This window comes from Pseudazoarcus pumilus (assembly GCF_002872475.1).
In the GTDB taxonomy this organism is placed as follows: Bacteria; Pseudomonadota; Gammaproteobacteria; order Burkholderiales; family Rhodocyclaceae; genus Pseudazoarcus; species Pseudazoarcus pumilus.
In genome coordinates, this window is record NZ_CP025682.1 from 2,789,737 (window position 1) to 2,803,344 (window position 13,608).

Sequence of the window (13,608 nt, forward strand, 5' to 3'; positions counted from 1 at the left end):
GGTCAGACTCCATCGAACTGCCACCGGAAGTCGGTGGCAACCTGGTTGCCGGAGACGTCGAACAGATAGACGTCGAAGGTGGTGGGGTCGCCGACGACGATGTTGTCGACGGCGTAGGTGCGCGGCGTCGTGCCCAGCGGCGTGACGGTGATGCTCTTGACGGCCGCGTAGGCTTGCTCGACGGTGATCGTGGTCGGGCCGCTGGCCACGCTGGTGGCCTGGCCGGTCTCGGTACGCGGGGTGGCGTCGATGCGAATCGAGGCCTCGGGGATCTCGGCCGCGAAAACGATGGGGCTGGCGGCCTGGGCGGACAGGCGCGCGAAGCGGCCCGAGGTCTTGGCGACGAGGCTGGGGTAGTCGTCCCACGCGGCGCCATCGGGCGAGAGTTCGAGCGCCGTGTCAGGCGCACCGGTAACGGGCGTCAGGGTGTGTTGGCCGCTCCAGTTGCCGGCCAGCGTCAGGCCGAAATCGACCGACTCGGAGCGCCACAGCGATGCCACCGCGTTGTAGGCGGCGAGCACCTCGGTGTAGTCGGTCAGCGCGCCCGCGAACTTGGTGGCCACCGCGTCGCCGTCCTCGGTGACCCAGCGCCGGGCGGCATCGAGCCGGCCGAGGCGGTACTCGGCCATGCCTTCGGTGACCGGCGCGTCCAGCTCGACCTCGTCGACCAGGAAGGCGGCGGCGTCGAGCGTCACCGTGATGGTGCGACGCGCCTCGGCCGGCGAGTAGTTGCCCACCGAGTCGACGGCCTTGACCATGAAGTCCCACTCGCCGGCCGGGATGATGGCCGCGACCAGGCGCAGGCCGTCGACGCGGTCGATCAGGCTGCCCTCGGCCCACGTGCCGCCGGCCGGCGCGTAGCGCACCTCGTAGCGCCAGATGTCGATGTCGATGGCAGGCTTCCACTGCAGGCGCACCTCGCCCCCGACCTCGAAGCCCGACACCGACGGCACGTTGCCCGGCGGCAGGAACTTGCCCTGGGCCACCACGGCCAGTTCGGCCGCCTCGCCGCTCACCAGTTCGGACACCGCGAACACGCGCACGGTGTACTCCACCAGCTCCTGCAACGCGCCAGTAACGGCGCTCGCGCTGCGCGTCTCGATCAGCCAGGCGAGGTTGTCTTCGGCCAGCACCTCGACGCGGTAGCCGGTGGCGTAGGGCCAGTCGCTGGCGTCCCAGCTCACGCGCAGGCGCGATGAGAAGGTGCCGTTCTGCTGCTGATAGACCTCCTCGGTTGCCGCCAGGACGGTGACTGGCGGCGGAGGCGTGCGCGGGTCGGGCAGCGGGGTGGAGATGGCGCCGGGCGCGCTCGCGATGGCGTCCGAATACACGGCCGCGTCGTAGGCCGAGGCCTCGATGCGCCAGCGCCCCGGCCCCTCGGGCGATACGTCGGTGATGCGCAGCGGCTGGGCGTCGAGGCGCTCGCCGTCGGTCAGCGTGACGACGTCGCCGATCTCGTCGGCCAGTGCTTCGTCGGTCGAGATCCACGAAGCGTCCAGGTCGGTCAGGATGGCCGCGTTGAGACGCTCGACCGCCTCGCGGTAGGCCACCGCATGGCTGCGGTAGCCCGGCAGCGGCACCACCGATTCACGCCACGGCCGCGTGCCCGCGAGCACGCCGGGCGCGTAGGCCACGGCGTCGGTGTCGTTCCAGTCCGCGCCGGTGTAGCGCACGCGCACGACGGTGGGCCGGTTGGCGCGTGCGGTACGCTGCAGACGCACCGAGCCGATGATCTGCTCGGGACCGATGTGGCGGCTGACCGCGCGCGGGCGATCGGGCACCAGCACCAGGCCGTCCGGCCCGCGCGTGATGATGCAGCCGGCGTAGGTGCGCAGCGTCTCGATCCAGCTCTCGGCCGAGGCGCGACGGTCGATCGACAGCCCGCCCCAGCGCCGTGCCTCGTCGCCCAGCGCCTCGTCGCAGGCGTCGAAGGCGGCTTCGGAGCGCGCGTAATCGACCGTGCGGCCCAGCCCATAGACCGGGTTCGAGAGCCAGTCGGCGAGCCACAGCGCCGGGTTCTCGAAGTGGTCGGTGGTATCGGTGCGCGAGTCATACACCGCCAGGCCGTCGAACTCGGCCTCGATGCGTGCCGGCGCATCCTTGGGGATGCGCAGCACCGAGTAGGCCAGCGGCACGGTCTGCCCGCCGTGCTCGAGCACCAGCGCGTCGTCGTAGCCGTCGATGGCATCGACCAGCCAGGGGTGCGGCGGTTGCAGCGCATCACCGGTGACGTGGGATTGCTCGACGCCGGCGGGCAGCGGGTTGCCCGAACTGTCGTAGAGCGTCGGCTCGCCCAGCGGCCCCACGCCCCACAGGCAGCCGAGCAACAGCTTGCCGGCATGCACCACCGGCGAGAACACGCCGGCGCCGCAGCGCACGCGGCCGTAATGCACCGCAATGGCCGCGCCGATTGCAGCGTGAGTGAGCCGGCGCTCTCGCGCGCTGCGCGCAGTGCGCGAGAGGTTCGAGCGCGATGCGCGGCCACCGGCCGAGTTGGGCCGCGGCGCGACGTAGCCCGGCAGGGTCGGCAGCGCGCTCACGATTCGGGCACCTCCACCGCACCGCGGATCTCGACGTTGGCCATCCAGTCGGCGCCGGTGACGCGGTCCACGCTCCAGACGCCGAGCACGCCGGCGTAGGTGCGTCCGTCGCGCCAGACCACGGTAACGGTCTCGCCTTCCCACGTTTCGCACCAGGCCTGCAGGGTGAGCGCGTCGGCCTCGGGCATGTGGGCATGCGACAGCGTGAAGTACCAACTAGTGTGGCGGCGGCGCGCACGCGCCGTTCCGGCAGCGGTGATGTCGACCTGCAGGCGCCCCTCCTCGGGCACACGCGTGCTCTCGCGCAGGTCCCAGGGGGCTGGGTAGAGGTTGCTCATGCGCCCGGCTCCAGGATCAGCACCTCGCCGCCCCACTCGATGCGGGTGCCGGCGGCAGGCAAGTGGTTGAAGATGGGCGGTGCGACGCGCCAGCGTGGCTGCTCGCGGTTGTCGGCGTCGGCCGGGGCCAGCGCCAGCTCGGCCCAGCCGTCGTCCGAGGTGCCGCCGTCGAGCACGCACTCGGCGATCAGCACAGGGTCTTCAGGCGCGTGCGGGCCGGCGCCGGTGACCTGCCAGATGCGCACGGGCAGATCTTCGTCGCCGGCAGCAAGCAGCAGGCCGGTGCCGGTGCCGTTGTGGTCGGGCAGACGCAGCGTGCCGCGGGCGAAGCCGCTTGCGTCGATCGTCAGGCCCGTCACCTCCAGCCCGGGCAGGGACTGGAACGCCAGGCCGTCCCAGGTGGTGGTCGGGCCGTCGGTCAGGCGCAGCGTGTCGAGCTCGACCAGCCACCACGGCTCGGTGGTGGCGGTCGAGGTGCCGGCGGCGGTAGCCGTGGAGAGCGTGCGGCTCATCCGCCCACCTCGGATACGAACACCGGCGAGGGCTGCACGGCCGGCTGGCTCTTGACAGACACATCCACCTTCAGCGGCGTGCTGGCCACGCGCGAGAAGGTCTGCGCGGCGTCGCTGATGCGCTCGGCCGCGTCGCCCATCTGCCGCGCGGCTGCGGCCTGTGTCTCGGCCGCTTCCTCGAACTCGGCCATGATGCGCGAGAGCGAATCGTCGATGGTGTCGCCGATGGTGGTCTGATCTTCCTCGAGACCGTCCAGTGCATTTGCGATCTGTGCCTGGGTGAGTGCGTCGATCTCCTCGAGGAAACTCAGGAAGCCGCCCGACATGGCCTGGCGCTGCGACTCGTCGAGCGAGTTCCACATGTCGCGCGTGAGCTGCTCGATCTGCTCGGCGGTGGCCATGATCTGCGCCGGGTCGGTCATGGTGGTCATGGCCTCGGTCAGCGCGTCCACCTGCGACTTGCGGTGGTCGTAGAGCTCGCGCTCGCTCATCAGCGATTCGCGGATGTCGTTCGACAGATTGCCGAACAGCGCGGCGACCTGGTCGCTGGCCTGGTGCAGCGCCATGGCCAACTGGTGGGCCATGGCCTGCTGCTGCTCGTAGGCGGCCGCCAGCTCGCGGGTGGAGGCCAGGGTGCCGTCGTATTCGGCGGCAAGCTCCAGCACGGCGTCGGTCTGTTCGCGATAGACCTCAGTGGCGCTTCGGCCGGCGCGCTCGTAGTCGAGCGCGGCCTGGCCGATCACGTCGCGCGTGACCAGATCCTGAAAGTGCACGATGCTGGCGATGGCCGCATCCACCTCGGCCGAGGTTCCCAGCCCGTCGAACATGCGCTTGACGTACTCGGGCAGGCGCGAGGCCTCGATGGCTTCGACCACCCCGCGCGAGAGCACGTCTTCCATGAACTGATCGAACGCGTCCTGGATTTCGGCATCCTCGCCGTACTGCCCGCTGATGCTGAAGGCTTCTTCCACCTCCTCGCCCAGCGTGCCGAAGAACTGCGCGGCGAGCCGGCCCGAGGTGCGGCGCAGGCGCACGCGTACCGTGGTGTCGATGCTGTCATCGATGTCGAACGCGCCGAACAGCGCGCCAAGGCGACTCGAAAAGCTCTCCTGCAGCCCGGACAAGGCCTTGTCCATGTCGTCGCCGAACTGGTCCTCGGTGGCGTGCTCCCAACTCATGTCCGGGCCGGTGCTGATGAAGGCGCCGTCGCGGTACGTGCCCGTGCCCGAAGCAACGGTGCGCGGGAAACGCTCGCCCGAGCCCCCGAACAGCGAACCGAGGAAGCCGCCGCCCACGGTACCGAGCAGCGCCCCGACCGGACCGCCCAGGGCGAAGCCCAGCGTCGAGCCCAGGCTGCCGCCGATGCCTGAATAGCCCTTGCCGTCGAACAACAGGTTCGCACCCAGGCCGCCACCCAGCCCCGCGAGGCCGAACTGCCAGTTCGGAATGCCCGCCACATTGCCGGCGAAGCCGCCCAAGAAATTGCCGGCGCCGGTGCCCGAGATGCCGTTCAGCCCGCCAAGGAATGTCGCGGCGTTACTGAATCCCATGCCGATGGAGTTGCCGCCCAAAAACGACAGCGGGTTGAAGCCAAAGCCGCCCGCGCCGCCCCCGATGCCACCGACGCCGCCCATGCCACCACCTGCAGCGCCGGCCGGCCCGGCGGCGAGTCCCAGTGACACCAGAATCGGCCGCGTGATGGCGGCGTGGGCCAGCTCGGCCAGCAGTTGCTTGAAGGCGTCGCCCAGCCCGCGCGCGAACGCGCGGAAGCTGTCGAAGGCGCCTTTCCAGGCATTGGCAAAGGTCTCGTCGATGCGGTTGGCGGCCTCTTCCCAGGCGCGGGCGAAGGGGTCGGCCTCGCCCGCCGTGGCGAAGGCCTCGTTGCCCATCTCGCGCAGCGCCGGCCCTGCGTCCTCGGCCGAGGCGTGAACGCGCGCGATCATGTCGGCCAGCTGCTCTTGCGTGATGACGCCCGCCGCGGCCGCTTCCCACAGCAGGAATTCGGCGTCGGCCAGCTCGGCCACGGCACGGTAGGCGGGATCGACGCGGCGACGCAGGGATTCGACTTCGCCGGCGAGGTCGCGGGTGGCGGATGTAGCGGAGTTTGCGCCCGTGCTCATGCCGCTCAGCGCGGCCGTGGCGCCCTCGGCAAAGGCGCGAATGCTGCGCAGCCCGTCGGCACCGGTCGCGCTCATCTTGAGGAAGCTGCCTTCGCTGGCGCCGGCTGCGGCGCCGGCCCGGCCGGCGCTCTTGCCGACCTGGTCGAACATGTCGTTATAGATCGCGCCGATCTGCCCCATCTCGCGCAGCGTGTTGGCGCGGATCTGCTGCAGGGTCTTTTCGTGCTCGGCGGCCGTGGCGCCGCGCAGGCCGTCAAAGTCGGTGCGGATCTGGTCGGCCAGGCCGTCGAGCCCGAGAAACTTCAGCGCGGTCTTGCCCAGGCCCTGAATCCACTCGAAGAAATCGGCGATCTTGCCGCGCGCGAAGTCGAAGGGGCTCGTCAGGGCGAACTTCACGTTCTCGGCGAACAGGTCGAACTCGCCGCGCAGCCACACGATGGCGCGATGCACCGAGCTGGCCATGACGATGCCGGCCTTCTCGACGCCGGTGAAGTTCTCACGCGCCCATTTGCCCAGCTCCCAACCGGCGAACAACGCCATGACCGGGAGCATGGCCTTCTGCATCAGGGTCAGTCCTGCAGCCGCGGCAGAGGCGCCGCCGCCGACCAGCCACAGCGTGGCCGCATAGGTGGCTTTCACGGCCGTGGCGGCTAGCTGCGCCGTCTTGATGCTGGTCACCAGTCCGAGGTACACGCCGGCGACCTTCACGATGGCGCCGATGCCCGAGATCACCGCGTCGTAGTCGCCGGCCTTCAGGTTCTCGTTGAACTCGAAGACGTAGCCGGCCAGCTGCTTGACGATCTCGGCGCCTGTCTGACCGACCTCGAAGTACTCGGCCAGCGCTAGGCGTGCTTCCTCGAGCGCCTGGTTCAGGGTGTCCACGGCGCCGGCCCAGCCCTCGGCTTCCTTGCGGGCGACACCGCCGTACTTGCCAGCCAGCTCGTCGAGAATCAGCGCTTGCGCGCCGGCCTTGTCGCCGCTCTCGACCAGCGCCGCGATCACTTCCTTCTGGGCCTCGGTGAAGGTGACGCCGGCCTCGCGCAGGCCGTCGATGCCACGCACCGGGTCTTCCAGCGCCTTGCCGAGCTGTTTCATGGCGCTGTTCAGGTCGGTGCCGGTCACGCTGGCCAGGTCAGCGGCTAGTTCCGTGGCGCGCGTGAAAGTCTCGGCGCTGACCGACTTGAAGGTGAGCAGGATCTGCTGGGCACGCTCGACGTCCTCGACGCTTTGCAGTGTGCCCAGCGCCAGTTCGCGCGCCTGCTCACGCAGTTGCTGGGCGGTGAGGCCGGCGCTTGCGCCGGTCGCCTCGATGATGGCCTGGGTGCGCAGCAGGTTCTGCTCGTAGCGCGACTGCTCGTCGATCAGCGCCTGCAGGAAACGCTTCGATGCGAAGCCGGCCACCGCAGCCGCGAGGCCCCGCACTACGCCCTCCATGCCGCCAAGCTTGTCGAGAAAGCCACCCGCGCTCTTGGTCGTGTCGTCAAGCGCATCGCCCACGCCTTCGACCGAGTTGCGGGTGCCGTCCATCGCCGGGCGGGCTTCGTTGCCGGCTTGCGTCGCGGCACTGCCGACACCGCCCAGGCGTCCTTCGACACGGCCCAGCTCGGTGTCGAGCTCGGCCGTGCCGTCAGCGCGAATGCGGATCTTCAGTTCCATGACTCTCGGCTCATTGCTTGCGACGACGGGTGCTGAGCACCTCGAGCACCTCGGCCTCCATCGCGCGCACGCGGCCGAAGGTGGCCGCGGGTTCGGGGGTGTCGAGCATGCGCATCACGGCCTCGACGGCTGCGTAGTCCAGCCCGCACATGCGACCCTCGCGCCCGGTGCGGCGCCACTGCGTGCCGCATGCCACGAACACCTGCACGGCCGGCCAGTTCTCGGGCCATACGTCGTAGTCGCGCGAGGCGCGCTCCTCGGGGATGCCCAGCGCCTGTTCCTCGGCACTGGCGGACGGACTGGCGTCCATCCAGTGCCGCGCAGCTCCCTTCAGGTTTTCGGACGGTTTTTTTTCACGATGGAGTCGTGGTAAGCCGCGATCAGCGCGGCCGATACGGCCGGGTCCGCCTTGACCGCCTCGAGCAGGTCGGCACCGGCGAGCGGCGCACCGTCTTCGCCGTCGATCTCGATGCCCTCGACGCCCACCAGCACCACGTCGAGCAGGCGCTCCTCGCCACGATCGCGCAGCTCGTCGCTGCCGGCCGCGCGGAAGGTGGCGTGGAACTGGCCCTTGTGCTCCTTCTCGCCCTCGTGGACGACGACGGTGACGGGGTAGCGGTAGGTGCGGTTGCGGTTGAGCTTGAACATGCGGGCCTCGATCAGTTGAAGGTGAAGAGATATTCGTCGTTGCCGGCATCGGCCATGGCAACGATGGGGATGTCCCAGGCGGCGATGCCGTCGATATCCGTGCGCTGCGGGTCGCCCATCTGCACCGAGGGCAGGTCCAGGCGTACGCTGCGCCCGGCCGGGCCGGTGACGGTGGCGAACACCGGCACGCGCGCATGCGCGGCGACCAGGGCGCGGATGTCCAGGTAAGAGACTTCGGGGCGGTAGATGCGCAGCGTGCCGCTGACCTGGCGGTCGGTCAGGCGCGTCACACGCGCCTCGGAGTGCTCGACCATGGTCAGCTGCGCGCCGGTGTCGAGCTCGATCGAGACGCCGTCGACCTTGGTGTCGTCGATCTGCACCTCGAAGCTCTCGGTGGTGATGGCCACCGGCTCCTGGTAGGCGCTGTAGTCGGTATCGCCCGGCAGCGCGGACTCGGTCACGCCGGCCACGCTGCCCTGGAGTTGGAACTCCGCCTTGGCGAAGTCGTTGATGGCCAGCATGATGCGATTGAGCGCGGCGCGGCAGCCGGTGAGCTTGACCAGCTCGCCGCCGTGGTAGAACCACGCGGTGGCGCTGATGATGCCGGTCGACACCGGGTTGTATTCGGCCGCCAGCGGCGTGACCTCGTCGACGTCGAGCACCTGGGTGTAGGCGTGCGCGCCCGCGCGCAGCAGCGCGTCGATGGGTGCGGGGTCACCCACCTGGGCGGCGCCGAGCAGCTCGATGGAGCCCGACACGCTGCCGCGCTGGCGCGTGCGCACGAAGGGCCGGGAGCTGAAGTACGGCGTGTCGATCTCGCGCGACAGGCGCTCGGATTCGATCTGGCCCTGGCCGTTCATGATCTGCAGGGCGTTGGCGGCCGGGGTCGGTGCGCTGTCGGTGCCCTCGGTGGCCTCAGGCTTGAGCAGCAGCGCCCGCAGGCGGAAAAGGTCGAGCGGCATGGCTTACTCCTCGGTGTTCTGCGGTTCGGTTTGCGCCGGCACCTCGGGCGCAGTGCCCTTGCGGGAGGCGCGCGCGGGCCGGGTATTGGCCGGGGCCTCGAGCGGGCGCAGCGTGCCGCCCACGCGGCGAAACGCGCCGCCCGTGGCCGGGCGCGGGATGGGGGTCTGGCTCTTCTTGCTCATGCGTTCTGCCTCCGGGGCAAGTAGTAGTCGGTCTCGAAAATGTCTTCCCACCACATCGCGCCCTTGACTGGGCCGAGCCGGCGGCCGCTGACAAAGCTGACCGGGCTCGCGGCGTCGGCCGGCGTCCAGCCCGTCAGCGCCGTGATGAGCGCCTTGCGCCGCTCGCGCAGCGCGTCGGTGGCACGCCCAGCAGTGGCGTCGCCGTAGCTGCGCAGCGCCGTGACGATGGACACGCGCACCGTCACGCGCTGGTAGAGCGAGGGCTCGTCCATCGGCGCGGCGCTGGTCTCGTCGGCCGGCAGCACCCACGCGCCGGGCAGCGCGCCCTGGGCGTTCTGCAGCCGGGCCAGGTCTCCGGCCAGGCCGACGCTCTTGAGGCCGGTCACCGCTGATTCCAGCCGCGCAGCCCACAGGGCCAGATCCAGCGGGCTGCCGGTGTCGGCCATCAGCGCAGCCCTCCGCCAAAGACCTTGCGGCCGGCCTGCACCACCTCGGCCGAGCCGGTGGCATTGCCGGGCATGTGCGCGCCCAGGCGCACCTGGCCGGCGGCCACCGAGCGCAGGAAGCGCACGGCCTCCTCGTAGCGGCGCGCGACGGTCTCGCTGGCGTGGTCGTCGTGCAACCGGTAGCGCGCGATGTCGGCGGCGAAGCCGGTGACCACCCGCGGCGGGTTGGCCAGCGGCACGGCGTAGCCCGCGCCATCTAGGTAGCCGTCGATCTCGCCGGCGGCGTCCTCGCAGGCGCGATCGATGCGCTCGGCGTCGAGCCCTTCGCCCTCGGCCGCGGGGGCCACGGCAGCGAGCTCGTCCGCACCGAAGCGCTCGACCAGGTCCTGCTGGGTGCAATAGGCCATGGCGTTACGCGCCGTCCTCGCCGGTGACGCGCACGACCTCCAGTAACGGCTCGGCTTCCAGTGCCTCGATCTGCTCGGGCGTGAAGCCGCCGGCCGGCACCGTCACCGGCTCATGCGGCCAGTGCCGGCCAGCACGGCGAAAGCCGCCCTCGACCAGCGCACGCACCTGCAGGTGCGCCGCCTTGCCGGCCTTGGGCGCGCCGCGCTGCGCTGCGACGATGTCGTTCACATCGTCGCCAGGCTTGGCCACGGCCTCGGCCTTGCGCGCCAGATCCTCGGCGGCCGCTTCGCTGCCCCCGGCCTCCGGGGAAACCCCAGAGGCCTCGGTGGTCACGGGCTCGACGCCCTCGGCGGTGTGCTGCGGCGCGGTGGCCGGCTGGGTGGCGGCGCCCTTCGACGCCGCCCGGCTCTTGGTCTTGGCTTGCGTCATGACGGCTTACTCCAGCCAGGGGCTGACGATGAGCTGCGCGGTGCCGCGCCACACGTTGGTGGCGCCGGCGGCGTTGCGCTCGGCGTTGAGCAACTCCAGCGCGGCCGCCTCGTTGCTGGGGCCCACGATCAGGTGGGTGGCCTTCACACCCAGCGGCGAGCCGTCGGTGCGGAACTGGCTGGCCAGCGACACGCGCGCGGCTTCGTAGTTGGTCGCATCCAGGCCCTGCTTGCTGCCGACGGCGAGCTGGTGGAAGCCGAAGCCGGCGTTGTAGCGCGCGTCCGCACCGAAAACGAACTCGGCGTGGTCGAACACGTGCGGATCGGCCGGGTTGGTGCGCGGCACGAACTGCGCCTTCTTGCGCTCCTGGAAGATCAGCGGCTTCATGAAGCTGCGCGACAGATCGGCCACGAACCACGGCGCGGCAGCGCCCCCCTGGGTGTTGCTCCAGCTCACTTCCTGCTTGGCGCGGTTGAAGCCGACGTGGTCGGTGTCGAAGAAGTACTGCCCGTCGAAGCCGCGCGTACTGAAGCCGGTGGGCAACAGGCCCCACACCAGGTCATCCGGATGACGGGCGACGATCTCGCCCTGGATCGCGAACAGGTTCGAGTAGATGCCGAGCTTGTCGTCCTCGATGTGATCGCGCTTGACGGCGATGGTGTGCTCCCACGGCTTGTTGCGCAGCTGCGCCGTGGCGGCCTCGAGGTTGTTGTAGACGCGCTGGCCGACCCACTCGCGCATGCCGGGCAGGTCTTTCATCCAGCCGTAGTTCTCGGCGTCCGACGTGCTGGGGATCAGCATCGCGATCTGGTTCCAGCTCGGCGAAACCGAACCGAAGCCGCGCAGGAAGGCGGCGTTGAAGCCCTGCGCCAGGGAGGTGAGGGTCTGATTGTTGATCAGCATTGCTTTGCTCCGGTTGGTGTTGCGTTACTGGCCGAGGCCGACCTGCACCCAGACGCCGTCGGTCTCGACAGCCGCGACCTTGCCGGCGCGCGAGCGCGTGCCCGTGCCGTCGGTCTTGGCCACGGTCTGGTCGTCGACGATGTAGCAGTCGGCGCCCACGTCGGCCTGGGCGATCTCGTCGGCGTCGGCGGAGTTGGCGAACTTGAAGACGCCGCGGCGCACCTCGACGGCGGCGTCGCCGGCCGAGACGGCGGTGGCGCCGTTCTCTGCGCGGCCGATGGCCACCAGGCCGGTGGCGGTGCGGCCCGGCGCGGCATAGCCGGCGTCGAGCACCACCAGGCTGCCCTGGTACACGGTGGTGGCGGCCTTCACCGGAAAGCCGAGCACGTCACCCACGCGCTGGGCGGTATTGCGGGGAGCGGTCAGTGCGGGCATGTCAGCGGCCCTCCTGCTTGCCCTTGGCGAACTCCTCCGGCGTCAGGCCCAGGGCCTTGCACACGGCGAGATCCGCTTCGGTGGTTTGCGATTCGGCGCCGGCACCGGCCGGCGCACGGCCGCCGGTCTGGCCGCCCTTGAGTGCGGCGATCGGCTGGGCCGTGTCGAGGTACTGGCGCAGCGCGGCAATGTCCTTCTTGCCCAGGCCCTCGGCCCACTCCTTCTGCGCGAGCAGCAGGCGGCCGTCGTCGAGCGCGCCCTCGACGAGCTGCGCCACCTCGCTGCCGTTGATGCGGGCGGTGAGCGCGGCGACCTCGTTCTTGAGCGCGGTCATGGTTTCCACCGGCACGTACTTGGCCGGGTCGGGCTCGGGGCTCGCGGCCTTGAGCGCCGCGATCTCTTCTTGCGCTTCATCCGCCTTGGCCTTGAGCGCGGCCACACCGGCGATCGCGTCGCTCTCGGTGGTCGTCTCGGGCAGGCCCAGGGCGGCGAGCAGCTTCTTCAGCGTCTCGTTCACTGCGGGGGTCTCCTGTGGAATTGCGGGGGCGTGCCCCCCGTTGGCGTGAAAATCGGGCGCGCGACGCGCAGCGGCAGCCGTCACCAGTTCGGTGTCGATCGCCGGGGTGTTGGTCAGGGCTACGTGGTAGAGGCCGAGCACCGCACCGCTGTCGCGGGCGTAGGGGAAGACGGGCGAGAGGTAGCGGTAGGAGCCGTCCTCGATCCACCCGGCCGCGCGGGGCGTCCAGCGCACCGTGGCGTACAGGCCGGGCTCGTCGCCGTCGGCGACCCACTCGAGCGAGGCGCGCTCGATCCAGCCGGCCGCGGGCGCGGGCTGGCCGTTTTGCTCGGCGAGCAGGATCTGGTGTTCGTAGTCGACGGGGATGTCGGTGGAGCGCGCCGCGACGCGGGCGATCACCTGCGCGGCCAGGGCCGCGTCGATGAACCACGGCCCGCTGCCGGAGAGCGCACCGCGCGGCGCATCGAAGCGCCCGGCCGGGAATACACGCACCCGGCTCTGGCCGGGACGCACTTCGAGCGCACACACGGCGATGGCCGGCGCGCCCTCGCCCGAACGGGCGGCGGCGGTGCGGATGTCAGGGCGGGAAGCGGCGGGATGTCCGTACATGCCGCCAATGGTGGCGGCGGGAAGCGGTAAACTCAGGGGGAACGGGTTCCGGGGGGTGCTATCCGCGGATAGCTACAACGTACCAAAGCCGGGATGGCGCGGCAAGCTAGTGCCATTGCCGTCGTACCATGTGTCATCTCATATGCTCAGCGGGGGAGTCATGTCCGAAGATTTGATCCGCGAAATCGCACAAGAGGTCGTCCGCCAGATGCCACCCGTGGGCGGATGGGCGTACTACGTCATCTTGGTGCTCTGCATGGTGGGCTCGGCATTCCTAGGGGCCTACTTCCGGAAACGCGGGGAAACCTTCGCTACGAAGGCCGACATGGAGGAAGTTCTCAGGCAACTCACGGAGACTACCCAGGCGACGGAGGAAGTGCGAGCGGCCATTTCCCATGCTGACTGGCACACGAGAGAGTGGAAAACCTTGCGCAGACAGAAATTGGAGGACTTGTTGTGCGCAGTTCATCGTGCGCGCAATGACTGGCATGAGTATGTGCGTGGAGTCCTTTATGCCGAGAAAATTCCTTCTGGAATGCCACAGACGTGGGATATCTCAATGCTCTGCTGCTTATATTTTCCTGAGCTTCGAACACAAGTGCAGCAGGTCCTCGAAGTGACGGAGGCTTATTGGAAGTGGGCTCACGACATTCGAGCCGGTCAACCTTCCGTGATTCCTGGAAGCGTCGGATACGAGGCCTACGCGGCCACAACGATCAGCGAAGCTGAGCCTCGCATTGGCGCGATAAGGGATGCTGTTCAAGCCGTTGATGCTCGAGCGGCTGACTTGATGAGGGTGTTTGCCAACATCAATGACGGCGCGACGTAATCTTTTTGTACCTCGTCGAGGCGCCGCGTTCTGCTACATTCCTGCTCATGTCATATCTCGGGCGAGGAAATCG

At 69.6% G+C, this 13,608-nt stretch carries 15 protein-coding genes; 1 reads left to right on the forward strand and 14 read right to left on the reverse strand.

All coding sequences use genetic code 11. From position 1 onward, the window contains the following. Nucleotides 1-2 precede the first annotated feature (2 nt). The 14 genes from C0099_RS13575 to C0099_RS13625 are packed head-to-tail and all read right to left on the reverse strand — an operon-like array spanning nucleotide 3 to nucleotide 12,706. On the reverse strand, nucleotides 3-2,540 hold the full coding sequence (locus C0099_RS13575) for a phage tail protein (RefSeq protein ID WP_164084938.1): 2,538 nt from the start codon (nucleotides 2,538-2,540) through the stop codon (nucleotides 3-5). Further along, nucleotides 2,537-2,878: a hypothetical protein gene (locus tag C0099_RS16045; protein WP_164084939.1), complete on the reverse strand. Its 342-nt coding sequence runs from the start codon at nucleotides 2,876-2,878 to the stop codon at nucleotides 2,537-2,539. The genes C0099_RS13575 and C0099_RS16045 overlap by 4 nt, the downstream gene beginning before the upstream one ends. Then, nucleotides 2,875-3,390, reverse strand: a complete 516-nt coding sequence (locus C0099_RS13580) for a hypothetical protein (RefSeq protein WP_102247915.1) — start codon at nucleotides 3,388-3,390, stop codon at nucleotides 2,875-2,877. The genes C0099_RS16045 and C0099_RS13580 overlap by 4 nt, the downstream gene beginning before the upstream one ends. Further along, entirely contained in the window at nucleotides 3,387-7,166 is a 3,780-nt protein-coding gene (locus tag C0099_RS13585; RefSeq protein WP_102247916.1) for a phage tail length tape measure family protein, read from the reverse strand. Before C0099_RS13585 ends, C0099_RS13580 begins: the two co-directional genes overlap by 4 nt. Nucleotides 7,167-7,176: 10 nt before the next feature. After that, entirely contained in the window at nucleotides 7,177-7,476 is a 300-nt protein-coding gene (locus C0099_RS16050; RefSeq protein WP_164084940.1) for a DUF1799 domain-containing protein, read from the reverse strand. A 20-nt stretch (nucleotides 7,477-7,496) separates the two neighbouring features. Beyond that, on the reverse strand, nucleotides 7,497-7,814 hold the full coding sequence (locus C0099_RS16055; RefSeq protein WP_164084941.1) for a hypothetical protein: 318 nt from the start codon (nucleotides 7,812-7,814) through the stop codon (nucleotides 7,497-7,499). Between the two features lie 11 nt (nucleotides 7,815-7,825). Continuing rightward, nucleotides 7,826-8,776 (reverse strand): phage tail tube protein, encoded by a 951-nt coding sequence (locus C0099_RS16060; protein ID WP_164084942.1) that lies wholly within the window; start codon nucleotides 8,774-8,776, stop codon nucleotides 7,826-7,828. A 3-nt stretch (nucleotides 8,777-8,779) separates the two neighbouring features. Beyond that, nucleotides 8,780-8,959, reverse strand: a complete 180-nt coding sequence (locus C0099_RS13595) for a hypothetical protein (protein WP_102247917.1) — start codon at nucleotides 8,957-8,959, stop codon at nucleotides 8,780-8,782. Further along, nucleotides 8,956-9,405: a phage tail terminator protein gene (locus C0099_RS13600; RefSeq protein WP_102247918.1), complete on the reverse strand. Its 450-nt coding sequence runs from the start codon at nucleotides 9,403-9,405 to the stop codon at nucleotides 8,956-8,958. Before C0099_RS13600 ends, C0099_RS13595 begins: the two co-directional genes overlap by 4 nt. Next, nucleotides 9,405-9,812, reverse strand: coding sequence for a gp436 family protein (locus C0099_RS13605; RefSeq protein ID WP_102247919.1), 408 nt, complete (start codon nucleotides 9,810-9,812; stop codon nucleotides 9,405-9,407). Before C0099_RS13605 ends, C0099_RS13600 begins: the two co-directional genes overlap by 1 nt. 4 nt (nucleotides 9,813-9,816) lie before the next feature. Continuing rightward, nucleotides 9,817-10,242: an HI1506-related protein gene (locus C0099_RS13610; protein WP_102247920.1), complete on the reverse strand. Its 426-nt coding sequence runs from the start codon at nucleotides 10,240-10,242 to the stop codon at nucleotides 9,817-9,819. Nucleotides 10,243-10,248: 6 nt separating this feature from the next. Then, the gene (locus C0099_RS13615) at nucleotides 10,249-11,145 is read right to left on the reverse strand and encodes a Mu-like prophage major head subunit gpT family protein (protein ID WP_102247921.1); all 897 of its coding nucleotides are present in this window, start codon (nucleotides 11,143-11,145) and stop codon (nucleotides 10,249-10,251) included. A 24-nt stretch (nucleotides 11,146-11,169) separates the two neighbouring features. Beyond that, entirely contained in the window at nucleotides 11,170-11,580 is a 411-nt protein-coding gene (locus C0099_RS13620; protein WP_102247922.1) for a hypothetical protein, read from the reverse strand. A gap of 1 nt (nucleotide 11,581) precedes the next feature. Then, nucleotides 11,582-12,706 carry a phage protease gene (locus tag C0099_RS13625; RefSeq protein WP_102247923.1) on the reverse strand — a complete coding sequence of 375 codons (1,125 nt, stop codon included), beginning with the start codon at nucleotides 12,704-12,706 and terminating at the stop codon, nucleotides 11,582-11,584. Between the two features lie 160 nt (nucleotides 12,707-12,866). Between C0099_RS13625 and C0099_RS13630 the strand changes: the two genes are divergently transcribed. Then, on the forward strand, nucleotides 12,867-13,535 hold the full coding sequence (locus tag C0099_RS13630; RefSeq protein WP_102247924.1) for a hypothetical protein: 669 nt from the start codon (nucleotides 12,867-12,869) through the stop codon (nucleotides 13,533-13,535). Nucleotides 13,536-13,608 lie beyond the last annotated feature (73 nt).